This window comes from Streptomyces sp. L2 (genome assembly GCF_004124325.1).
In the GTDB taxonomy this organism is placed as follows: Bacteria; Actinomycetota; Actinomycetes; order Streptomycetales; family Streptomycetaceae; genus Streptomyces.
In genome coordinates, this window is sequence record NZ_QBDT01000001.1 from 870,243 (window position 1) to 893,276 (window position 23,034).

18 protein-coding genes and 1 pseudogene are annotated in these 23,034 nt (G+C 71.3%); 9 read left to right on the forward strand and 10 right to left on the reverse strand.

Annotated features, from left to right (window positions below):
* Nucleotides 1-99 precede the first annotated feature (99 nt).
* From DBP14_RS03875 to DBP14_RS03890, 4 genes are read right to left on the reverse strand one after another with little or no spacing between them, the layout of a single operon-like run.
* A complete protein-coding gene (locus tag DBP14_RS03875) occupies nt 100-1,242 on the reverse strand; it encodes an XdhC/CoxI family protein (RefSeq protein WP_129305641.1) in 1,143 nt (380 codons plus the stop codon).
* Nucleotides 1,235-3,403, reverse strand: a complete 2,169-nt coding sequence (locus tag DBP14_RS03880; RefSeq protein WP_129305642.1) for a xanthine dehydrogenase family protein molybdopterin-binding subunit — start codon at nt 3,401-3,403, stop codon at nt 1,235-1,237. The genes DBP14_RS03875 and DBP14_RS03880 overlap by 8 nt, the downstream gene beginning before the upstream one ends.
* Nucleotides 3,400-4,392, reverse strand: coding sequence for a xanthine dehydrogenase family protein subunit M (locus DBP14_RS03885; RefSeq protein ID WP_129305643.1), 993 nt, complete (start codon nt 4,390-4,392; stop codon nt 3,400-3,402). The genes DBP14_RS03880 and DBP14_RS03885 overlap by 4 nt, the downstream gene beginning before the upstream one ends.
* Nucleotides 4,389-4,928 carry a 2Fe-2S iron-sulfur cluster-binding protein gene (locus tag DBP14_RS03890; protein ID WP_129305644.1) on the reverse strand — a complete coding sequence of 180 codons (540 nt, stop codon included), beginning with the start codon at nt 4,926-4,928 and terminating at the stop codon, nt 4,389-4,391. Before DBP14_RS03890 ends, DBP14_RS03885 begins: the two co-directional genes overlap by 4 nt.
* 269 nt (nt 4,929-5,197) lie before the next feature.
* On the opposite strand from DBP14_RS03890, the gene DBP14_RS03895 reads away from it, so the two are divergent.
* From DBP14_RS03895 to DBP14_RS03905, 3 genes are all read left to right on the forward strand, one after another.
* Nucleotides 5,198-5,776 carry a TetR/AcrR family transcriptional regulator gene (locus DBP14_RS03895; RefSeq protein WP_129305645.1) on the forward strand — a complete coding sequence of 193 codons (579 nt, stop codon included), beginning with the start codon at nt 5,198-5,200 and terminating at the stop codon, nt 5,774-5,776.
* A 395-nt stretch (nt 5,777-6,171) separates the two neighbouring features.
* Complete coding sequence (locus DBP14_RS03900) at nt 6,172-7,191, forward strand: NucA/NucB deoxyribonuclease domain-containing protein (RefSeq protein ID WP_129305646.1); 1,020 nt, start codon at nt 6,172-6,174, stop codon at nt 7,189-7,191.
* A gap of 77 nt (nt 7,192-7,268) precedes the next feature.
* The gene (locus DBP14_RS03905) at nt 7,269-8,141 is read left to right on the forward strand and encodes a hypothetical protein (protein WP_129305647.1); all 873 of its coding nucleotides are present in this window, start codon (nt 7,269-7,271) and stop codon (nt 8,139-8,141) included.
* A 19-nt stretch (nt 8,142-8,160) separates the two neighbouring features.
* On the opposite strand, the gene DBP14_RS03910 is transcribed toward DBP14_RS03905, so the two are convergent.
* A complete protein-coding gene (locus DBP14_RS03910; RefSeq protein ID WP_241740791.1) occupies nt 8,161-8,727 on the reverse strand; it encodes a tellurium resistance protein in 567 nt (188 codons plus the stop codon).
* 365 nt (nt 8,728-9,092) lie between these two features.
* Between DBP14_RS03910 and DBP14_RS03915 the strand changes: the two genes are divergently transcribed.
* Genes DBP14_RS03915 through DBP14_RS03935 form a run of 5 tightly spaced genes read left to right on the forward strand, consistent with a single transcriptional unit; the run spans nt 9,093 to nt 13,716 of the window.
* A complete protein-coding gene (locus tag DBP14_RS03915) occupies nt 9,093-10,487 on the forward strand; it encodes a hypothetical protein (protein ID WP_241740792.1) in 1,395 nt (464 codons plus the stop codon).
* Complete coding sequence (locus DBP14_RS03920; RefSeq protein WP_129305649.1) at nt 10,484-10,978, forward strand: hypothetical protein; 495 nt, start codon at nt 10,484-10,486, stop codon at nt 10,976-10,978. Before DBP14_RS03915 ends, DBP14_RS03920 begins: the two co-directional genes overlap by 4 nt.
* Nucleotides 10,979-11,012: 34 nt before the next feature.
* Nucleotides 11,013-11,678 carry a VWA domain-containing protein gene (locus tag DBP14_RS03925; protein WP_129305650.1) on the forward strand — a complete coding sequence of 222 codons (666 nt, stop codon included), beginning with the start codon at nt 11,013-11,015 and terminating at the stop codon, nt 11,676-11,678.
* Nucleotides 11,675-12,766, forward strand: coding sequence for a protein phosphatase 2C domain-containing protein (locus DBP14_RS03930; protein ID WP_129305651.1), 1,092 nt, complete (start codon nt 11,675-11,677; stop codon nt 12,764-12,766). The genes DBP14_RS03925 and DBP14_RS03930 overlap by 4 nt, the downstream gene beginning before the upstream one ends.
* Nucleotides 12,763-13,716 carry a hypothetical protein gene (locus tag DBP14_RS03935; protein WP_129305652.1) on the forward strand — a complete coding sequence of 318 codons (954 nt, stop codon included), beginning with the start codon at nt 12,763-12,765 and terminating at the stop codon, nt 13,714-13,716. The genes DBP14_RS03930 and DBP14_RS03935 overlap by 4 nt, the downstream gene beginning before the upstream one ends.
* A gap of 88 nt (nt 13,717-13,804) precedes the next feature.
* Here DBP14_RS03935 and DBP14_RS03940 read toward each other — a convergent pair whose 3' ends face one another.
* The 5 genes and pseudogenes from DBP14_RS03940 to DBP14_RS03960 all read right to left on the reverse strand — a co-directional run bounded on the left by DBP14_RS03940 (nt 13,805) and on the right by DBP14_RS03960 (nt 20,769).
* A complete protein-coding gene (locus tag DBP14_RS03940; protein ID WP_129305653.1) occupies nt 13,805-15,169 on the reverse strand; it encodes a GH1 family beta-glucosidase in 1,365 nt (454 codons plus the stop codon).
* A 29-nt stretch (nt 15,170-15,198) separates the two neighbouring features.
* Nucleotides 15,199-16,038, reverse strand: a complete 840-nt coding sequence (locus DBP14_RS03945; RefSeq protein WP_129311664.1) for a carbohydrate ABC transporter permease — start codon at nt 16,036-16,038, stop codon at nt 15,199-15,201.
* Between the two features lie 13 nt (nt 16,039-16,051).
* Nucleotides 16,052-17,038: a sugar ABC transporter permease gene (locus DBP14_RS03950; RefSeq protein WP_129305654.1), complete on the reverse strand. Its 987-nt coding sequence runs from the start codon at nt 17,036-17,038 to the stop codon at nt 16,052-16,054.
* Nucleotides 17,039-17,046: 8 nt separating this feature from the next.
* Entirely contained in the window at nt 17,047-18,363 is a 1,317-nt protein-coding gene (locus DBP14_RS03955; RefSeq protein ID WP_129305655.1) for a sugar ABC transporter substrate-binding protein, read from the reverse strand.
* 262 nt (nt 18,364-18,625) lie between these two features.
* Nucleotides 18,626-20,769: pseudogene (locus DBP14_RS03960) on the reverse strand (elongation factor G).
* Nucleotides 20,770-21,723: 954 nt separating this feature from the next.
* Between DBP14_RS03960 and DBP14_RS03965 the strand changes: the two are divergent.
* Complete coding sequence (locus DBP14_RS03965) at nt 21,724-22,968, forward strand: MFS transporter (RefSeq protein WP_164992246.1); 1,245 nt, start codon at nt 21,724-21,726, stop codon at nt 22,966-22,968.
* Nucleotides 22,969-23,034 lie beyond the last annotated feature (66 nt).

The window sequence follows — 23,034 nt, forward strand, 5'->3', positions numbered from 1 at the left end:
CTCAGGCCCGCCACCGACCACCCTGCCGGATCTCAGGCCCGCCACCACCCGGCACGGCGAATCTCAGATCGCCACCGGCCGGACACGGGTGGGTGGGTGTCACGCGGCCGAAGCGGTCCCCCGGTCCCCTCCGTCCCGGTGGATCGGTGTGTCCGCGCCGGTGAGCGGGGTGCCGGTGCCGCCGCGGCGGGCCGCGACGATCTCCGCGGCGATGGACAGGGCCGTCTCCTCGGGTGTGCGGGCGCCGAGGTCGAGGCCGATGGGCGACCTGAGCCGCGCCAGTTCGGTCTCGCTCACGCCGACCTCGCGCAGCCGCCGTTCGCGGTCGGCGTGGGTGCGGCGGGAGCCCATGGCACCGACGAACGCGGCCGGCCCGCGCAGCGCCTCCTTCAGCAGGGGTACGTCGAACTTGGCGTCGTGGGTGAGGACGCACAGCACGGTGCGGGCGTCGGTCCCGGTGCGGCGCAGGTAGCGGTGCGGCCAGTCGACGACGACCTCGTCGGCGTCCGGGAAGCGGGCCCGGGTGGCGAAGACGGGGCGGGCGTCGCAGACGGTGACGCGGTAGCCGAGGAACTTCCCGGCCCGCACCAGGGCCACGGCGAAGTCGACCGCCCCGAAGACGATCATGTGGGGCGGGGGCACGCTGGACTCGACGAGCAGGGTGAGTCCGCCCGGGCAGTGGCTGCCGTCCTCCGCGATCTCCACCGTGCCGGTGCGGCCCAGGTCCAGCAGGGCGCGGGCCCGCTCCGCGGCCGCGCGGTCCAGCCCGGACTGTCCGCCGAACCCGCCGTCGTACGCCCCGTCGGGGCCCACGTACAGGGCGCGGCCGAGGAGTCCGGCCGGGCCCCGTACGACGCGGGCGACGGCGGCCGGCCGGCCGGAGGCGGCTGCCGTCATCGCCGTACGGAGGACGTCCCGGGCGGGGGCGGAGGCGCCGAGCGGGGTGACCATGATGTCGAGGACTCCGCCGCAGGTGAGGCCCACGGCGAAGGCGTCCTCGTCGCTGTAGCCGAAGCGTTCGACCACGGTGCGGCCGTCGGCCAGTGCCTCCCGGCACATGTCGTAGACCGCTCCCTCCACGCAGCCGCCGGAGACCGAGCCGATGACCGTGCCGTCGCTGTCGACGGCGAGGGCGGCGCCGGGGCCGCGCGGCGCGCTGCCGCCGACGGCGACCACGGTGGCCACCGCGAACTCCCGGCCGTCCGCCAGCCAGTCGCGCAGCTCGTCGGCGAGGTCAAGCACGCGGGGCTCCGGCTCCCTGGGCCCGCAGTACCCGGTCGGGGCGGATGGGCAGGTGGCGGTGGCGTACGCCGGTCGCGTGCCAGACGGCGTTGGCGACGGCCGCGGCGGCGCCCACGATGCCGACCTCGCCGACGCCCTTGATGCCGACCGGGTCCTCTGGGTCGGGGTCGTCGATCCAGTCGGCCTCGACGGACTGCACGTCGGCGTGGGTGGCGACGTGGTAGCCGGCGAGGTCGGCCGCGTAGAGGCCGCCGGTGGCCCGGTCCCGGACCGCCTCCTCGTGCAGGGCCATGGAGATGCCCCAGATCATGCCGCCGACGAGCTGGTTGCGGGCGGTGAGCGGGTTGACGATCCGGCCGGCCGCGAAGACGCCGAGCATCCGGCGGACCCGGACCTCGCCGGTCGCGGGGTCCACGGCGACCTCGGCGAACTGCGCGCCGTAGGAGTGGCGTTCCTTCTGCGCGAGGGCGCCGAGGGCCGCGGTGGTGTCGGAGCGGACGGTGATGCCCTCGGGCGGGACGTCGGTGCCGAGCGCGAGCCGTTCGCGCAGTTCCCCGGCCGCGGCGTTGATGGCCCACGCCCAGGAGCGGGTGCCCATCGAGCCGCCGGCGAGCATGGCGGGGCCGAAGTCGCTGTCGCCGATGCGCACTCGTACGCGGTCCACGGGCACCCGGAGGGCGTCGGCGGCGATGAGGGTGAGCGCCGTACGGGCGCCGGTGCCGATGTCGGCGGCGGCGATCCGCACGGTGAACGTGCCGTCCGGCTCCGCCGTGGCCAGCGCCGTCGACGGGCCGGCCCCCGAGTGGAAGGAGGCGCCCGCCACCCCGGTGCCGAGGAGCCAGCGGCCGTCGCGGCGCACGGCGGGGCGCGGGTCGCGGTCGGCCCAGCCGAACCTGCGGGCGCCCTCGTGGAAGCAGCCGAGCAGGTTGCGGGTGCTGAACGGCAGCCCGGAGACCGGTCCCCGGTCGGGTTCGTTGCGCACGCGCAGTTCGATCGGGTCCAGGCCGCATTTCTCGGCGAGTTCGTCGAGCGCCGACTCCAGCGCGAACGAGCCGGGTGCCTCGCCGGGCGCCCGCATGAAGGTCGGGGTCGGCACGTCCAGGGGGACGACAAGGTTGGCCGTGTGGTGGGCGGCGGCGTCGTACATCACCCGGGGGACGCCGGCGCTCGGCTCGACGAACTGGTGCACGGTCGAGGTCTGGTTCACGGAGCGGTGCTCCACCGCACGCAGCCGTCCGTCGGCGTCGGCGCCCAGCCTCAGGCGCTGCGCGGTGGGGCTGCGGTAGCCGGTGAGCGTGAACATCTGACGGCGGGTCAGGACGACGCGTACCGGGCGTTCGAGGACACGGGCCGCCATCACCGCGGCGACCTGGTGGGCGCGCAGCCCCTTGCTGCCGAAGCCGCCGCCGATGTGCTCGGAGCGCACCCGGACCGCGCTCGGGTCGAGGGAGAACATCTTGGAGAGTTCGCCCTGCACCCAAGTGGTGCCCTGGTTGGAGTCGACGAGTTCGAGCCGGTCGCCGTCCCAGCGGGCGGTCGCGGCGTGCGGCTCCATCATGCTGTGGTGCTCTTCGGGGGTGGTGTACTCGGCGTCCACGACGTGCGTGGAGGCGGCGAGTTCGGCCTCCAGGTCGCCCTTCTCCGTCACGCCGGGCAGGACACCGTCGGCCGCGCGCGCCTCGGGGCGGTCCCCGGAGAAGTCGGTGTCGTGCGGCTGTTGTTCGTAGTGGACGACGAGTGACTCGGCGGCCTCGCGGGCCTGTTCGGAGGTCTCGGCGACGACGAGCGCCACCGGCCAGCCGAGATGCGGCACGCGGTCGTTCTGGAAGACGGTCGAGGTCGGGTCCGGCGGGCCCATCATGCCCATGTACTGGGTCTCGACGCGCGGGGCGTTGCCGTGGTGCAGGACGGCGCGCACGCCGGGCATGGCGAGGACGGGTTCGGTGTCGACGGACGTGATGCGGCCGCGGGCGACGGTGGACAGCACCAGCCAGCCGAACGCGAGGTCGGCGAACGGGATCTCCCCGGCGTAGCGGGCCGCGCCGGTGACCTTGTCGCGGCCCTCGACCCGGGTATGGGCGGTGCCGACGACACCGGGCAGCGTCGTGGCCTGGGGGGTGGTGCCGGTGGGTGTCGCGGTGCCGGTCGTGGTGGTGGTCATCGGGCGGCCTCCTCGGCGAGTTCGGTGAGCACGGCCACCACGAGGTTGCGCATCAGCGTCACCTTGTACGTGTTGTCGCGCAGCGGCCGGGCGGCGGCCAGTTCGGCGTCCGCGGCGGCGGCGAAGGTGTCGGCGCCGGCCGGTGCCCCGGTCAGGACGCGTTCGGCGGCGCGGGCCCGCCAGGGCCGGGAGGCGACCGCGCCGAGGGCGAGCCGCACCTCGCGTACGACGCCGTCGTCGACGTCGAGCGCGGCGGCGACCGAGCCGATCGCGAAGGCGTACGAGGCGCGTTCGCGGACCTTGCGGTAGCGGGAGCGGGCGGCGACCGGGGCGGGCGGCAGGGTGACGCCCGTGATCAGGGCGCCCGGCGGCAGGACGGTCTCCCGGTGCGGGGTGTCTCCGACGGGCGGGTAGAAGCCGTCGAGCGGCGACTCACCGGGGCCGTCGGCGGTCTCGTAGTGGACGACGGCGTCGAGCGCGGCCAGTGCCACGCCCATGTCCGAGGGGTGTACGGCGACGCAGTGGTCGGAGGCGCCGAGGATGGCGTGGTTGTGGTGCTCGCCCTCCAGGGCGGGGCAACCGCTGCCGGGGACCCGCTTGTTGCAGGGCTTGGTCACGTCGGTGAAGTAGCCGCAGCGGGTGCGCTGGAGCAGGTTGCCGCCGACGGTGGCCATGTTGCGCAGCTGCCCGGAGGCGCCGGCAAGGACGGCCTGGGTGAGCAGCGGGTAGCGGCGGCGGATCTCGGGGTGGGCGGCGAGGTCGCTGTTGGTGACGGTGGCGCCGATGCGCAGCCCGCCGTCCGGGGTGGACTCGATGTGGTCCAGGGGCAGTTCGCGGACGTCCACGAGGCGGGCGGGGCGTTCGACGCCGGCCTTCATCAGGTCGACGAGGTTGGTGCCGCCGCCGAGGAAGCGTGCGTCCGGGTCGGCGCCGAGGAGGGCGACGGCGCCGGAGACGTCACCGGCGCGCTGGTAGGCGAACTCCTTCATGCCGTCGCCTCCGCGTCCGCCGCGCGGGAGACCGCCTGGACGATGGACATGTAGGCGGCGCAGCGGCACAGGTTGCCGCTCATCCGTTCCCGGATCTCCTCGGGGCTGAGCGGTGGTGGCCCGGCCTCGGGGCGGACGTCGTCGGTGACGGCGCTCGGCCAGCCGGCCGCGTGCTCCTCGATCACCGCGACCGCCGAACAGATCTGTCCGGGCGTGCAGTAGCCGCACTGGTAGCCGTCGAGGTCGAGGAAGGCCTGCTGCACCGGGTGCAACTCCTCGCCGCGTGCGAGCCCTTCGACGGTGGTGACCTCACGTCCCTCGGCCGCGACGGCGAGATTCAGACAGGACAGCGACCGGCGCCCGTCGATCAGGACGGTGCAGGCGCCGCACTGGCCGTGGTCGCAGCCCTTCTTGCTGCCGGTGAGATCGAGCCGCTCGCGCAGGGCGTCGAGGAGGGTGGTGCGGTGGTCGACGGTCAGCGGGTACTTCTCGCCGTTGATCTTCAGGGTGACGGCGCTGGACGTCGAGGGTGCCATGATCAGCTTCTTTCGTGTATCCGGGACACGCGGGTGGGGAGCACACGGGGAAGGAACGCTCAGAGCGGTCGGCATGGGGTCGGAACGCGTCGGGTCACATCGGGGGGCGCGCGCGGCGCCGGGCGCCGGAGGACCCGCGCATGGCGGAAAAGCGCTGCCCACCGCTAGGATGGGGGTCAACCGGACAGCTGTCCGGTATCGCGAAAACCTACCGGACACCTGTCCGCTTAGCAAGAGCGGGACCTCCGGGACACCCGAGGGGAGGACGAATGGGTGCGGGCAAGGACGCTCCCCTGCGCTCGGACGCGCAGCGCAACCGCGAGCGCATCCTGGAGGTGGCGCTGGCCGAGCTGACCCGCTGCGCGGACGCGCCGCTCAGCCTGATCGCCCGGAAGGCGGGTGTCGGTCAGGGCACGTTCTACCGCAACTTCCCCAACCGCGAGGCCCTCGTCCTGGAGATCTACCGGCACGAGATGCAGCAGGTCGCCGACAGCGCGGCCTGCCTGCTGGCGCACCGGGAACCGGACCGGGCCCTGCGCGAGTGGATGGACCGGCTCGCCCGCTTCGCGATGACCAAGGCGGGCCTCGCCGAGGCGATCCGCCAGGCCACCACCGGCCCGGGCAGCCCCGGCCGGCCGGCCCCCACCCCCCTGACGTCCGCCGCCGAACTCCTCCTCCGCGCCTGCGAGGACGCCGGCGCCATCCGCCCCGGCGTCACCGGCGACGACTTCGTCCTCGCCATCTCCGGCCTGTGGATGCTGCCCCCGGACGACGACTGGCAGGAGCGCGCCACCCGCCTTCTGGACCTGGTGATGGACGGGCTCCGCGCGGGGGCACCCGGGCGCTGACGCCTCCGCCTCACACACCTGCTCGCGGTGACCGACGGGCACGGGGACCGGGCGCCCCGCAAACGGGCGGCGGCAGTCGCCCCACTCACTGACGGTCTTCTTCAGGCCAATACTTCCCGACCGCCTGATCCGCGGAGAGGGCAACGCTGGCCGGTGCGTCACCCACCCGCACAGCGGGTGGCCACCCCCGCGAAGGGTCGCTCCAGCACAACCTGTGATCCGGGCACACACGCGGCCCCGGGCGTCGTGCCCGGCTGGGCGGAAACCGGCTTGTCCGAAACCGCGGATTTCACCAACTAACCACAAATAGAAGCAAGTTGAGACGCCTACTGTGACCACCTCGCGGACGGCAGCCGTAATGCGGTGCCGTCCCACCACCAACGAGGGGACACAGCATGCGGATCAGCGTGCACAGAAACGCCGCCGTCGGGACAGCTCTCGCCACGCTCGTCCTCGGCGGGATCGGCACCGCGACCGCGCAGGCCGCGCCGGCGACGTACGGCATCACCGTCGACCGGGCGCCGGCCGTCAGGACCGCCTACACCGGTACGGCCGCGGCGGCGCGTTGCCGGCTCAACACCCTCACGGTCACCCGCACCAGCATGTGCCTGGACATCGCGGCGCGCGTCGACCTGACCCGGAACGGCAGGCCGGTCGGCTCGGCCACGTTCACCATCAAGCACTCCATGACGCTGAAGACCAGCAAGCTCAAGTGGGCGGAGAGCTTCACGGTTGGCAAGGCCTCCCTCGTCAACGCCGGCGGCGTACGCGTCCATGTCTCCGTCGGCGGCGGCAGGGGCGTCAAGACCGCGGTCAAGTTCCCGCAGGGGTCCACCCTCGGCCCGGCCCACAAGGGAAGCGTCGGCTACGCCGCCAGGGTGGCGAAGAAGAAGCTGATAGCCGGCCCCGCCTCGTACCGGTTCACCTTCACCAAGGCCGGGTACACGCCGGGCGGCTTCGCCTACAAGTCCGCCAAATACCGCTGCGACGACACCTTCTGGGGTCCCACGAAGCGCACCAAGAACCCGGGCTGCGTCTTCCCGTCGTTCCCGCCCGTCTTCACCCTCTCCCGGAGCGACGCGAAGGTGAGGCAGTCCGCCAACCACATCCTCGACGCTCAGCGCAGGATCGCGGGACACCCGGGCGCCTCGACACCGCTGCACCGCATCACCGACAGCAGGACCATCGCCGCCCACCGCCGGGCCATGTGCGCGCACGTGCACAACCCCGACCCCAGGAAGTACGACTGCGACGAGTACCCGTTCGCCGCGAGCAAGGAGGGCGGCAACCCGCACCGGGGCAGCACCCGGATCATCTCCGCCGGTGACAACCGCAGTGCCGGTTCCCGCCTCGGCGGCTTCTACAAGAGCCAGCGCGTCCTCAACGGCGACGGCTACTTCGTCCACATCAAGTAGCACCGGCGGCGCGCCTGCCACACTGGCGCACCGCACGACGTGACCGGGCGACACCGCAAGGACGATGGGGGTTCTCCATGCCGCGTTCCACCTGGCCTCTCCTTCAGGGCCGTACCCGGCCGATCAGGATGAAGGAGTGGGGTGACCTGGCCGTCATGGATCCCGACGCCGGCAAGCAGCCGCGCGGGCGCGGGTTCCTGACCGCCGAGAAGGACTGGCTGCACATCGACGCCGGAAACGCCCTGGAGAACCCCGTCGTCACCCTCTACGCCGGACAGGACCCGGGAGCGGAGGACGGCTGGGACGAGGTCGAGGAGATCACCGTCGTCTCCACGACCGGCTTCCTCGCCCTGTGCGACAGCGGATACGAACCCGTCCGCAAGGAGAACCTCGCCACCGCGGGAGCGGGGCCCTACCTGATCCGCGTCCACGCCGGCGACCGGTCGGTGGAAGGCAGGAAGCCCCGCTTCCTCATCCAGGTCATTCCCGGTGAGGGTACGGGCGCCGAGCCCGAGCCGGACTCCCCCACGATCGAGGAGGCCGCCGGTCCCCTCCTGGTGCGGACGTCCTTCGAGCAGCCCGACGAGTGGGCGCGCCTGCTCCAGGTCCTGGAGCGCAGGCCGGGGCGGTACGAGACGATCACGGTCATCGACCATCCCCGCTACGCGAACTTCACCGCGGACCGGATCCAGGCGCGGATCGGACACGACGACGAGGGCTGGCCCGACAGCACCGTCATCCTCCTCGCCGACGAACGTGCCCTCGCGACCCCGGAGTTCCCCCTCCTGGCCGTGAACAACTCCCCCGACGATGACGACGCCCCGTTCAGGATCACCCTCGCCGCCGCCGGTTCCTTCGTCGTCAACCTGGAACTGGGCAACACGGGCTTCGGCGACTGGGGCGCCGGTGTCGAGGCCGACGGGGTCTACCGGGAGGAGCACTACGGGTGACGCATGGGGCTTCGACGGCTCACAACGGCGGCTTGCTGCCCGGAACCCAGTCGAAACCGAAGCCGTACCGCCGATCGATGAGCTCTTGATTCGACAGCCGGGCTGTCGCGGTGAACCAGCGGACCTCACGGTGAAGGTCGAGCCCTTCGCTTCCCTGGGTCAGCAGGGCGATGGCGCATGCGGTGGCACCGGTCGGGGAGTCGTCAAGACGGATGCGCCAGGTACCGCTCGGCGCGCCGACGGTGACGACTCCTCCGAGTGTCCGGAAGTCGGCGGCACCCTCGTAGAGGTACACGTAGACGAGGAGCCTCGTGAACTCGCGCCGGTGTTCGAGGTTGACGCGGACGGTTTCCCCGTCGGAGGTCTCGCCGGTCCGGTCGTCCTGGTCGACGGCGACGTAGGGCCAGGCGTCAAGGCGTCCCCGCTCATCGCCGAGCGGCTGCACCGCCGCACCGGCCCCGTCACGGGTGAGGACCATGCAGCCCAGATCGAGGTCGGCCTCGGAGGTGACCGACCAGTTGAGGTTCACCTTCAGGATGCCGCGGCCGGTGATCCGAACCGGCGACGACTGCCGGGTGAGATCCACGGGACGAGCCTGCTCCTGTGCCGCCCCCGCGTCGGGCCGCACGAGCGGCGCCCCCCGGCCCAGCTGGATGTACGTCCGCTGCCTGCCGTCACCGCTCAACGCAACCCGCCCCAGATCATTGATCCGCGTGAACTCTTCACGCCACGCTGCCTCATCCTTGTGATCTTCGTCTATTATTGCGCGGCTGGTGAAGGAGATGTGAAGGTCTCCCCGGCATGTTCTGCGTGGCGGGGGTTCACGCGGCCTCGTAATGCCGCCCTCATCACGCCTGGAACCGCAGAAGAGCCCGGTGTCACGGGCAGGGGTGGGGAATGGTCGCGGGGACACGACTCGACAGCGGGGTGACGGCGCGTCACCTCGACGACATGGCGCAGGAGCCATTGCTCGCGCCACGCGCCGACGATCTACGATCGCTCGCGCAGGCACTGGACTCCGACGACCCGGAGGCACTCGATCCATGGGCCGATCTCGACCTCATGGGGCATTTCGCGCGGCCCGAGTGCCTCGCCGAGAACACGGAAGACGGCCGCGGGGGGCGGTTCGACTCCTTCTTGGACTGGGTTCTCGGAGCACTGGTCTTCCTGCCCCTGCTCTTCACCTGGTTCGGTCTCTGGCAGGCCTCGAGCGCGTACGGAGCACTCACCGGTGACGACCCCAGGGCAGCGGGCCGGCCGTTCCTGCAGCTGTGGCAGGCCGGGTTCGACGGCCACCTGAGTGACACCTTCAGATTCGGACACGTGGCCGTGGCAGGGTGTCTGACCCTGGGGATGCTGTTCCTCCTCACCGCTGTCCACGGTTACCGTCGTACCGCCGCCGAGCGCCGGGAGGAGCGGCATCAGCGTCGGTCTCGGGCGGTTCTCGCCCGCCTCGCCCCGGTTCTCACGCGGGCGCAGCTGTGCCTCAACCGGCACCGTTTCGCGTCTCCTCAGCGTTTCGCGGCGGAGCTCAACTCGGCGGCCGGGCGACTGCAGCGGATGCACTCGAAGGCCATCGCCACGCAGGAACAGCTCACTCGTGCCGCGGAACTCGTGGGTGAGGCCATGGACAAGGCGGAACAGCGTCTTTCCCAGGCCGAGGCGTACGTGCGGCCGATCGAGCAAGTGGTGAAGCAGGTCGAGGAGACCGTCCGGGACAGCGGTACGGCCATCCAGACGGCCGTGCAGAACCTCGCCGATCCCTTGAGCCGGGCGGGACAGAACCTCACCGACGCCGTCAGCGGGCAGACCAGCGTGCTCGACAGAGCATTGGAAGATCTGCGGGCCACTGGTGACGCGATGCGTGACATCCTCGCCGGCGCCGCGGACCGACTGGAGTCGATGGTCGGCACGAACGGGGAGAACGTCCGCAGCGCTCTGTCCGACGCCGCTCAGCAGGTCGAGGACTCCCTGACGGTGCTGGCGGCCTCCCAGCGGGGGTTCACCACCGGTATCGAGGTGGTCTCGGACGTGAACGGCAGGCTGCTCAGCGACCTCGGCGCGGTGGCCGCGCGGTCCAGCGAGGCCGCGGAGATCTCGCGTGAGGCCCTGCTCGGCATCGAGGCCCGTAGCCGGGCACTGCACGATGCGGCCGACCGCTTCGCAAGCGTCACGGACGCCCTGGTGCTCGCACTCGGTGAGACGGAGGACGCGCGGGCCGACGCGACTGCGGCTCGGGCGGAGGCGAAGGCGGCACGGGCCGGCGCCGAGGCGGCCCAACGACGCGCGGAGGACGAGCTGCGGCAGGCGCAGGAGCTGCGGGCCGGCATCGGATCGGCACGGTGAGCCCGCGCAAGCAGACCACCAGGTTCAACCCCTTGCACCTGGCCGGGTGGCTCTTCGCCGACATGCTGCTCGTTCTCGCGCTGGTGTCCATGGGCGACCGCGGAGACCCACTGGCCGCCCGGGCCGCCGCTCGCCCTTCCCTCTCGGCCGACGCCAAGCCGTCGCCCGGTCCGCGTCCGACACCGACGGGACCACGGTCGGTGGAGCGCAAGCCGGTGAAGCTCCACGTGACGGCGGCGGCAGGTGACACCGCGCGGATGGTGAAGGAACTGCGCGCCGCCACAACCCGGTTCAAGGGGCGCGAAGCGGCCTTCGTACTCACCTTCGGCCAGGCCCGGGAACCCGCTGACGGTCAGGCGTACGCGCGCGAGATCAACAGATCACTGCACGCCGCGCGCGCTGACATGTTCCGCGACGCGACGACACGCGACTTCTGGAACGGCGGCGCCTCCGGGGCGGCCGACCTGGAGATCTACTTCTACACCCGCTGAGGGCGACGCCCTCACTTCCGCTCAGGAGATTCCCATGCAGATCCTGCCCTTCTACATGGTGTGTGACGAGTCGGGTTCCATGGCCGGAGGTGGCGTGGACGCCATCAACTCGGCCCTGCCGGACCTGCACCACGAGATCAGCACCAATCCGAGCGTCGCGGACAAGACCCGTTTCGCGCTGATCGGCTTCTCCACACAGGCTTCCGTGCTTCAGCCGCTCACCGACCTGAGCGAGCTCACGCAGCTGCCGTCCCTGTCGGCAGGCGGAGTCACCTCCTTCGGAGCCGCCTTCCGTCTGCTGAAGAGCACCATCGAGCAGGACGTCACGAAGCTGAAGGCCGACGGCCACGACGTGTACCGGCCGGTCGTCTTCTTCCTCTCCGACGGCATCCCCACGGACGAGGGATGGCGCACCGACCTCAAGGAACTCAACTCCTTCCGGTACGCGCCGAAGATCATCGCCTTCGGGATCAGCGACGCCGACACCGCGACCATCACGGAGGTGGCCAACTTCAAGGCGTTCCTCCAACAGGACAACTCCGTGTCCCCGGCCATGGCACTGCGTGAGTTCGCCTCCAGTCTCACCCGGTCCATCGTCAACTCCGCGACGAGCATGGCCGCCCAGGGCGGTGAGGGCTTCCAGCTCCAGGTCGACGAGCAGGTGCCCGGCTTCACCAGCCTTTCCCTGGACAAGCTGTGAGCGGCCCGGTGAACCACGAGGACTTCCCCGGCGCAGAGCGGGACGCGGTGCGTTCCGCTCCCGCTTCGGACGGCGACGACGCCGACGCGTACTACGCCACCCTGCCGCCCTGGGCCGTCGCACACGAGACGATCTCCCGTGCGGGATCGGCGGGGCCGCCCGCCCCGCGGACGCCGGTGTCCTTCGTGGACTCCGCGGAGGCCACCGGCGAGAGGCCGCGCGGAGTGCCCCAGCACGTCGGCGACCGTCCCCCCAGCTACCCGTCGCATCCCCTGTCCTGTCCCGGTGTCCGGGACGGGGACGGGTTCGCGGCATTCACGCCCGCTGTCGTGCTGGACGGAGCACAGACGGGACCTCTCACAGTCCGGGCCGCCTCGATCCGCGGTGACTCCCACAACTGGGAGGGCAGCTGCCGTCAGGACGCCATGACGGTGACGCGTATCGGTCCCCCGGAAGCCGAACTGCTCCTGCTCGCGGTGGCCGACGGTCTGGGATCCGCCAAGTCGTCCCACCTCGGTTCATACCGCGTCACTCGCCAGACCGCCGTCCACCTCGACCGGGAGGCGGAGAGCATCCATGCGGCGCTGAGCGCTCAGGACGACGGAGAGCTCCGGGCGATCGCCAACAAGGCGATCGCCGGCGCGGTCGGCGAACTGCATCTCGCCCAGGACCAGGCCACCACACTGCACGTTCTGCTGATCCCGACGGACGTCGGCATCCGCGAGCGTGCCGTCTTCAGCGTGGGCGACGGCGGTCTCTTCAGACTGCGCGGCGGCCGCTGGGAACACGGCAGCCCGGTCGGTGAGGACAATCTCCTCGACACCCGCACCGAGGCACTTCCGCATGCCTACCGCAGCGTCAAGTGCAACCGGTTCCAGACCGTCCCGGGCGAGATACTCCTCCTCGGCACCGACGGCGTCACCAATCCACTGACCCAGAAGGATCCGGAGTTCGCCCGCCACCTCGCCGACGCCTGGGGCGGCCCTGAGATCCCCTCGCTGTCCGACTTCCTGTGGCAGGCCCAGACGCGGGCCAAGTCCTACGACGACGACCGCACCGTCATCTGCGTGTGGGAAGGGGACGCATGAGCGCGGAGGACGGTGCGGACGTCGCCCGCGCGTCGCTCGCGCTGGGTGACCGGGTCGGCAGTGGCGGCCAGGGTGATGTGCACGCCCTGGGCGACGGGGCGGTGCTTTTCAAGGAGTACAAGGATCCGTCCAAGGTCAACGGCAGTGCTCTGGCGGACCTGGTCGCGTTCCGGCAGAGCCTCGGCCACTCCGACCGCGGACGCCTGGATTCTCTCGCTGCCTGGCCGCTCTGCCGAGTGGTCGACCGGGGGCGGACACTCGGCTTCCTGATGAGGCGCGCCCCCACTGACATGACATGGCGTACAGCCGCCGGGTCCACGAAGCTTCTCGAGCTCCAGTACCTGATACGACCGCCCAGGGTGGCGTGGCAGGAGGTGGCGCAGCCGGCACCGGAACAGCGCAGGGCCGTGGCTCTGGCCTGTGTGGAGGCCATCAGTTGGTTCCACAGCGCCGGGCTCGTGATCGGCGACATCTCACAGGCCAACATCCTGTGGTCCCTCGATCGGGGCAGCGCCGTCCACTTCCTGGACTGTGACGGCTTCCGCCGCACGGGACACGCGGCCGTGCAGGCCCAGGCCGCCACTCCCGACTGGAACGATCCGCTGGTGCCGTCCACGGAGGCAACGGTGGACACGGACGCCTACAAGACGGCCCTCGTGGCGGGCCGCATCCTCACTCAGGAGCCCTATGTCACCCCGGGGAAGGAGCTCGAACTCGTCGCCGGCTGCCTGAACGACCGCCAGGAGGCCGCCGTCCGCAGGCTCTTCTCGCAAGCTGCCGGGGAGCCCGGTGGCCGACCCCGGCCGGGCGAGTGGCAGACCGCACTGAGTGACCGCGGCACCATCGCTCTCAGCGCGGCCACGCCCAGGCCCCGGCCCGTCATCGACCACACGGTGCTGGACGGGGCACGGGTCCGGACTCCGATCAGCCTGCGCGCACCAGGGGAGTAGCGAGGCGTCCGGCGCTTCTCCGGCGCCGCACAGTGGGCGCGGGGCGCTCCCGGCCCCGCGCCCACTGCCTCTCCCCGCCGGGCCGGGCTCAGGCGGCTCGGCGGGTCTGGGCGCGGTGGACTCGGACGATGTCGGCGTAGCGGTGGCCACTGGACTTGATGGTGCGGGTCTGGGTGGGGTAGTCGACGTGGACGAGGCCGAAGCGCTTGGCGTAGCCGTAGGCCCATTCGAAGTTGTCGAGGAGGGACCAGGCGAAGTAGCCGGCGAGGGGCGCGCCCCTGCGGGCGGCGGAGGCGCAGGCGGCGAGGTGGCGTTCCAGGTAGTCCTGGCGTTCGGGGTCGTTGACGGTGCCGTAGGGGTGGACGACGTCGGGGAAGGCGGAGCCGTTCTCGGTGACGTAGATCCTGCGGGCGCCGTACTCCTCGGTGAGGCGGAGCAGGAGGGTCTCGATGCCGGTGGCGTCGATCTCCCAGTCCATGCCGGTACGGGGGACGTCCGGGCGGCGCACGGAGCGGACGTGGGGGGCGGGGCCGGCCGGGTCGTCGCTGACGTGGGCCGGGAAGTAGTAGTTCAGGCCCAGCCAGTCCAGGGGGGACGCAATCGTTTCCAGGTCGCCTGTGCGATACGGGAGTTCGACGCCATACGTGTCCAGCATGTCGGTGGGGAAGCCTCGCCCGTGCACCGGGTCCAGCCACCAGCGGTTGACGTGGCCGTCGTGGCGGCGGGCGGCCGCGTGGTCCTCGGGGCGGTCGGTGGCGGGGTGGACGGTGGAGAGGTTGTTGACGATGCCGACCTGCGCGTCCGGGGCGGCGGCGCGGATCGCCCGGGTGGCGAGGCCGTGGCCGAGGAGCAGGTGGTAGGAGGCGCGGACGGCGGCCGTGAGGTCGGTCAGGCCGGGGGCCATCGTGCCCTCCAGGTGGCCGATCCAGGCCGAGCAGGACGGCTCGTTGAGGGTGGCCCAGAGCTTGACGCGGTCCCCCAGGCGGGCGGCGACCCGCGCGGCGTACTCGGCGAACGCGGACGCCGTGTCGCGCTCGGGCCAGCCGCCGCGGTCCTGGAGGACCTGCGGGAGGTCCCAGTGGTAGAGGGTGACGGACGGGGTGATGCCCGCCTGGAAGAGGGCGTCCACCAGTTTGTCGTAGAAGTCGAGGCCCTTGGGGTTCACCGGGCCGGTGCCGCCCGGGATCACGCGGGGCCAGGCGACGGACATGCGGTAGGCGTTGACGCCGAGCCGGCGCATGAGGCCGATGTCCTCGCGCCAGCGGTGGTAGTGGTCGCAGGCGACGTCACCGGTGTCGCCGTTCGCGGTCTTCCCCGGGGTGTGGGAGAAGGTGTCCCAGATCGAGGGTGTACGGCCGTCCTCGGCGACGGCCCCCTCGATCTGGTACGCCGCTGTGGCCGTGCCCCACAGGAAGTCGTGCGGGAGTGCGGCGAGGTCGATGCGTGCGGACACGGGAGTCCCTTCGGGATCAGGGGTGGGGGTCACTTGACGGCGCCCGCCGTCAGACCCGCGACGAGATAGCGCTGGAGGAGCAGGAATCCGGCGACCACGGGCACGCTGACGACCAGCGAGGCGGCCATGATCTGGTTCCAGTAGACGTTGTTGAGGGTGGAGTATCCCTGCAGGCCGACGGCGAGGGTGCGGGTGGTGTCGTTGGTCATGACGGACGCGAAGAGGACTTCTCCCCACGCGGTCATGAAGGCGTAGACGGCGACCGCGACGATGCCGGGGACCGCGGCCGGGACGACCACCTTGAACAGCGCGCCGAGCGGGCCGCAGCCGTCGACGAGGGCGGCCTCGTCCAGGTCGCGCGGCACCGAGTCGAAGTAGCCGATCAGCATCCAGATCGAGAAGGGCAGGGAGAACGTGAGATAGGTGAGGATCAGGCCGCCGCGGGAGCCGAACAGGGCGATGCCGGTGGCGTTGCCGATGTTGACGTAGAGGAGGAACAGCGGCAGGAGGAAGAGGATGCCGGGGAACATCTGCGTCGACAGGACGGTCACCGTGAAGACGCGTCTGCCCCGGAAGTCGTAGCGGCTGACGGCGTACGCCGCGAACACGGCGATGACGACGGAGAGAAGCGTCGCCGCGCCCGCCACGATCAGCGAGTTCACGAAGTAGCGGGCGAGCGGGACCGTCGACCAGATGTCGATGTACGGCCGGATCGTCAGGCCGCTGGGCAGCCAGCGGAACTGTCCGGTGACGTCCGCCAGCGGCTTCAGCGAGCTGGAGATCATCACGTACACCGGGATCAGCACGAACCCGGTGAGGAGCGTGAGGAAGATCCGGCGGGACCACAGGAACGAACGCGGTGGCGCCATGGGCGAGTCGGGGCTAGACATCGGACGTCCTCCGTCCGCGTGAGGTGAGCAGGAGGTAGACACCGGTCACGACGAGGAGGAAGAGCAGCAGCAGGACCGACATGGCGGAGCCGGTGCCGAAGTTCCAGGTGACGAACGACGCCTGGTAGATGTGCACGGAGATCAGGTCGGCTGCCTCGGGGGCGGCCCGGCCGAAGAGGACGAACGGCGTGTTGAAGTCGTTGAACGTCCACAGGAACAGCACGAGGACCAGGACCTGGTTGACCGGACGCAGCGACGGCAGGGTGATGCGGCGGATCTGCTGCCACATCCCGGCGCCGTCCAGCGCCGCCGCCTCGTACAGCTCGCGCGGGATGTTCTGCAGGCCGGCCATCACGATGAGGAAGGCGAACGGCCAGCCCTTCCACACCGAGACGACGAGCAGGGCGTAGAAGCTGTTGTCGCCGATCAGCCAGAACGAGCGCTGGTCGGTGAGGTGCAGCTGGTCGTGCAGGACGTGGTTCACCAGGCCGTTGTCGTGCTGGAACATGAACACCCAGGTGATGACGGCCGCGTAGACGGGCAGCGCGTACGGCACCAGGAACAGCGCGCGGAGCAGGCCGCGGCCGCGGAACGTGTCCTGCATGAAGACCGCGGCGGCGGTGCCGATCAGCCAGCACAGCGCGACCGACAGGAGAGTGAAGCCGACGGTGACGAAGAACGAGTGGAGCAGGGCCTGACCGACGGGGGCGTCGAAGTCCACCGACACCTTGTAGTTGCCGAGGCCGGTCCAGGGGGCGGTGCCCCAGTCGCGGATGTAGAACTGGGTGAGTTCCCTGAAGCTCATCACGACGCCGATGACCATCGGCACGAGATGTACGAGGAGTTCGAGGAGCAGGGCGGGCAGGAGCAGCAGGTACGGCAGCGAGACGCGGCGCAGCCGCCCGGGGCGGCGGCGGGATTCACCCGCCGCCCCGGGGGTGGTCGCGCGCACCGGTTCCTTCAGTGCGGTGGTCGTCATCGTCTTTCTCACGCCGCCGGCATCTGCTGCTGGGCCTTCTCCAGCTTGGCCTTGACGGAGGCGGTGGTCACCGCGCGTCCGGCGGCCGCGTCGGCGAAGAGTTCCTTGACCGCCGTGCCGACCGTCGTCTCGAACTGCGACTCGGCGGGCACCTGGGGCAGGGGGGCCGCGCTGGTGGCGAGGGTGTTCTTCAGGACGGCGTTCGCCGGGGTGTTGAACGCCGGGTCGCCTTGCGCGGACTTGACCGGCGGGATGGAGCTATAGGCCTTGTTGAGGATCTTCTGTTCGGCGTCGCTGGTCATGAACTTCACGAAGTTCGTGGCGCCGTCGAGGTTGTGGGTGTTGCGGAACACGGCGATGTTGATGCCGGCGACCATGGAGTTGGTCTGCGTGCCGGTGCCTGGGGTGCCCGACCGGACGGGCACCGGGGCGATGCCGTAGGCGTCCTCGCTCATGCCCTGGGACTTGAGGTTGGCGGGGGCGGACTGCCACAGCAGCATGGCCTGCTTGCCCTTGGCGAAGTCGCTGACGGACTGGTTCTGCGCGTACTCGGCGTCGCCGGTCGGGATGACCTTGTCCGTGGCCATCAGGTCGACGTAGCCCTTGACGGCGTCGACCACCTTGGGGTTGGTGAAGTCGGGCTTGCCGTCGCCGGTGAAGAAGTCCGCGCCGTGCTGCTTGGCGAAGACGAAGACGTGGTGGATGTTCTCCGAGACGTTCGCGCCCTCGGCACCGAGTACCGTCTTGCCGCCGGCCTTGATCTTCTTGCCGTCGGCGATCAACTCGTCCCAGGTGACCGGGGGTTTGGCGATGCCGGCGTCGGCGAAGATCTTCTTGTTGTAGTAGAGGGCGTACGCCATCGAGTACAGCGGGACGGCCGCCGGGTCCTTGCCCTGCGCTCCGGTCGAGCCGAGCGGGGAGTCGACGAAGCGGTCCTTGCCGCCTATCTTGCCGAAGTTCTCGCTGTCCCAGGGCAGCAGGGCGCCGGTGGCCTGGAGGGAGGCGCTCCAGGTGTTGCCGATGTTGAGGACGTCGGGCCCCTGGCCGGAGGTGGTCGCGGTCAGGATCCGGTTCAGCAGGTCCGACCAGGGCACGACCTCCAGCTTCACCTTGACGCCGTACTTCTTCTGGAACTTGTCCAGTTCGGGCTGGAGGACCTTCTTGTCAACGGCGATGCTGGCACCCTGGTTGGAGGCCCAGTACGTGAGCGTCTTCGGGGAGTCGTTGGACCCGCCCCCGGTGGACGAACCGCCGCCGCAGGCCGTGGCCACGAGGGCGAGAGAGAGGGTGACGGCGCCTGTGGCCGCGGCTCGGATACTGCGCATGGCTCCTGGTGTCCCTTTCCGGGAGTCGAGAACCCCGAGGGCCGCTCTGTACGGATCCGGCACCCGGCCGACCTCCCCCAACGCCCTCATGGCTTAATTTAGGACGTGAGTTAATCGTTCTTGGGGGTGGCCGTCAAGGGATACGGCAGAGGTGAGCGGCGGGGAGCCCCGGCAAACCCGGCACGATGCCGTTCGCACCCCGCGCCCGGGTGGGCGCGGGGTGCGAACGGCGGCGGCCGCCCGGTTACGGCTATGGCTACGGCTACCGGGTCTGCTCCGGCACGCGGGCCGGGGTGTACCCCGCGGGGCGGGTGGTGAACGTGCCCCGGCCCTGGGTGCGGCTGCGCAACCGCGTGGCGTAGCCGAACAGTTCGGCCAGCGGCACGGTCGCGGTCAGCACCGCCGCACCGCCGCGCGTCCGCGAGCCGGTGACCCGGCCGCGGCGGGCCGACAGGTCACCGAGCACGCCGCCGACCGCGTCCTCGGGCACGGTGACCGTCACCTCGGTCACCGGTTCGAGCACGACGTGGCGCAGGCCCGCAGCGCCTCGCGCAGGCCGAGCCGGCCCGCGGTGCGGAACGCCATCTCCGAGGAGTCCTTCACATGCGTGGACCCGTCGGTCAGGGTGACCCGCAGCCCCGTCACCGGGTGCCCGCCGAGCGGACCCTCGGCGAGGGCGTCCCGGCAGCCGGCCTCCACCGCGCGGACGTACTCCTGCGGCACCCGGCCCCCGACCACGGCGGACGTGAACGCGAACCCGGTGCCGCCCACCTCGTCCCCGAGCGGCTCCACGTCGAGGACCACATGGGCGAACTGGCCCGCTCCGCCGTCCTGTTTGACGTGCCGGAAGACCAGGCCGCGCACCCCGCGCACGACGGTCTCGCGGTACGAGACCCGCGGGCGTCCCACGGTGACCTCCGGTCCGCCGTCGCGGCGGATCTTCTCCACCGCGACCTCCAGGTGCAGTTCCCCCATCCCGGACAGCACGGTCTGACCGGTCTCGGCGTCGGTGCGCACCACCAGGGAGGGGTCCTCCTCCGCCAGTCGCGCGAGCGCCGTCGCCAGCCGGCCGGTGTCCACACCGCGCCGGGCCTCGACCGCGACGGACACCACCGGGTCGGCGACCACGGGCGGCTCCAGCACCAGCGGGGCGCCGGGGTCGCACAGGGTCGAGCCGGCACGGGCTGACTTCGGGCCGGCGACGGCGACGATGTCCCCGGCGACCGCGCGGTCCAGCCGCACGTGCCGGTCTGCCATGAGCCGCAGGATCCGCGCGACGCGTTCGGTGCGGCGGGCGACCGGGTCCCACACGGTGTCTCCCTTCTCGATCGTGCCGGAGTAGACGCGCAGACAGGTCAGGCGTCCGGTGGCGCTCGCGTTCACCTTGAACGCGAGCGCGGCGAACGGCGCCGCCGGATCGGCCGGCCGCCGCACCTCGTCGCCGTCGTGGATCCCGCGTACGGCGGGCACGTCGAGCGGGGACGGCAGATAGGCGACGACCGCGTCCAGCAGCGGCTCGATGCCGCGGTTGCGGTAGGCCGAGCCGCAGAGGACGACGACGCCGTCACCGGTCCGGGTGAGGTCGCGCAGTGCGGCGCGGAGGGTGGAGGCGGACAGGGCGAGCGCGGCGGCGGCCGGTGCAGAGGGAGTTGCGTGCGGGCCGGATGCCGGTGACTGTGCACCGGATTCCGTCGATCGCATACAGAATTCCTCCAGCGCCGCCGGATGCAGCTCCGCCACCGCTTCCTCCAGCGCGCGCCGTCGCCGCCACGCCTCGACCCTCAGCTCCTCGGGAATCGGCCCCCGGACGGCCGTGCTCTCGCCGTCGGCCCAGACGAGCGCGCGCATCTCCACCAGGTCGACCACGCCGGTGAAGCCGTCCTCGGCGCCGATCGGCAGCTGGACGACGAGCGGCGCCGGGTGCAGTCGCTCCCGGATGGAGGCGACGGCCCGGTCGAGATCGGCGCCCGCCCGGTCCAGCTTGTTGACGAAGGCGATCCTCGGCACACCGTGCCGGTCGGCCTGCCGCCACACCGACTCGCTCTGCGGCTCCACGCCGGCGACGGCGTCGAACACGGCGATCGCGCCGTCGAGGACGCGCAGCGAGCGCTCGACCTCGTCGGCGAAGTCGACGTGGCCGGGGGTGTCGATGAGGTTGACGCGGTGGCCGTCCCAGGCACAGCTCACCGCGGCGGCGAAGATGGTGATGCCGCGGTCGCGTTCCTGGGGGTCGAAGTCGGTGACGGTGGTGCCGTCGTGGACCTCGCCGCGCTTGTGGGTGGTGCCCGTCATATACAGGATCCGCTCGGTGACGGTGGTCTTGCCGGCGTCGACGTGGGCGAGGATGCCCAGGTTGCGGACGGTGGCGAGGGAGTCGGTGACGTTCGGGTGCGTCGGATTGCGCACGGCCCGTGCCTTTCAGGAAGGTGCGGCGAAAAAGGGCGGCGCGATGGCCCGTGAGGCGGGCGGACATGACGGCACACCGGTCGGCGGGGTGCGCCGGAGGTGGTGGTGCCGGGGACGTCAGCGGGGCGTCACGGGGTCCGGTGCCGGCCGCGCAGCGGGCACCGGCCGGCCGAGGACACCAGGATCACCTCGTACCGGGCGCGGGGAGTGGCGACGGCGGTGTGCTCACGCACGGTCGGCTCCCCTCGGACGTCGGACGGGTCGGTGCGCACGACGGGCCCCGCCGCGGGGGCGGCGCCGGACGCAGGGCGAGTCTAGGCACGGTGATCGCCGCCGGGCACGTGGTTTTCCCGGCGCGCCGGCCGCGCCCACCGCGACCACCGCGCCCACCTACAGGCGTCGTTGACGCCCCAGCACCGTTAACGGACGTTTACCGGCTTTCCGTTGTTTTCCGGGGTTCAGTGGCGATTCACCCCGAAGGGGAAATGGAGTTCGCGGCGGGATTCGCCCGACGGGCGCGGCTCTTCGGCCGTTCACTCTTTTCCGGACATTCATGTGGCCGACATTGCGTCCCTGTGTACGACCGCCGGTCACGGGCAAGCAGGACGGCGGCGCGAGTTCCACCAGACCCCATTCCTGGCTGAAAACCGTCGTATGTTCCGCCTGAGAGGCTGGATTTCCCGGCGGGCCCGCCCGGTCGACCGCGGCCCCTGGAACGCCGTTCGCGCGGTGCGGGCCGTACCTGGCGAACGCGCGTGGATCGCGGTGGATCGCCGACGGTGTCCCGCGGGTGGCGAGAAAGCGGGTCGGCTCGCGCGCGCGTGCGCGAGCTGTCGTATCGGTGGAGACGGTGTGTCCGGATGGCCGGTGGGCATCCACTCTCTTAACGGACGGGCCTAATCTGTTGGGCGAGCAGCGTGCATGTACACGACCAGTGGATCGGATCGGACTCGATTGGACACGCAAAAGAGACGGAAGACGACGTTCGCCGCGCTGCGCCCGAATTCGACGCTTCCCGGCGCCGCCCTGATATTGATCGCGGGCACCGTCTTCTCCCGCATCGGCGACTCCCTCGCCTCGCTGGGGCTGGTCCTCAACGCCGCGGACAAGGGCATTCACTGGGGTGTGACCGAGGTCCTGCTGGCCGAGCTGCTGCCCACGGTCGTCGCCGCGCCGCTGCTCGGCGCGGTGGTGGACCGGTTCAGCGCGCGGCCGGTGTGCCTGGCGGCCCTGCTCCTGCAGTCGTTCGCGCTCGGTGCCGCCACGGCGATTCCGACGTTCCACGTCCGGGTGGCGCTCATCGCCCTGTCCGGTCTGGCCGGGGTGGCCTCGGTGGCCGCCGCCTTCAAGATCCTGCCGGCCGTGGCGGGCACGGAGCGGACGGGCCGGGCCAACAGCCTGCTGACGGCGGGCATGTCACTCGCCAGCCTGATCGGCCCGGCGCTCGCGGGCTTCCTGCACTCGGTGTCCGGTACGGCGGTCCTGCTCGGCGCGGACGCGGTGTCGTTCCTGATCCTCGCCGGGTGCACGATGCGGGCCGTGCCGCGTTCGATGGACGTGGCGATCGGCCGGCGGCCGACGTCGAAACTGTCGGACGGCTACCGGGCCCTGCGGCACACGCCCGGCCTCGGCCCGCTGATGCCGGCCATGGCGGCGGTGATCCTGGCGACCAGCATCGAGGGGGTCGCGGGCGTCTTCTACCTGCGGGGCATCGCGAGCGGCAACGACACGGTCTACGGCCTCTTCCTCGCGACCTGGGCGCTGGGCTCGGTGCCGGGAGCGCTGCTCGCGGGCCGCGCGGAATGGGCACAGCGGCACCGGACACTGATCCTGGGCGGGGTCCTGGGCATCTCGCTGGGTCTGCTGACCGTCGGGCTGGTGCCCTTGGCCGGCCTGGTCTTCCCGCTGTTCCTGGTGGCCGGCTTCGGCAACGGCGCCTGCAACGTCGGCCTGCGCAACGCGGTGCACGACCATGTGCCCGCCGAGGTGCAGGGCAACGCCTGGGCGTGCTTCCAGGCGCTGTCCCGCAGCTGCATCGGTCTCGGCTATCTGCTCGGCACCCCCAACTCCCTGATCAGCAGCCAGGGCCAGGTCATCGCCTCGGGTGCCATTCCCCTGGCGGCGGTGGTGTGGGCGGCACTGACCGGCCTGCGGCGCAAGCGGTCCGGCCGGCCGGCGCTGAACGAGACGTCCGGCTGAACAAGACGTCCGGCTGACCGGAACCGCCGTCCTTCCGCGCTGCTGACCGAAACCGCCGTCCTTCCG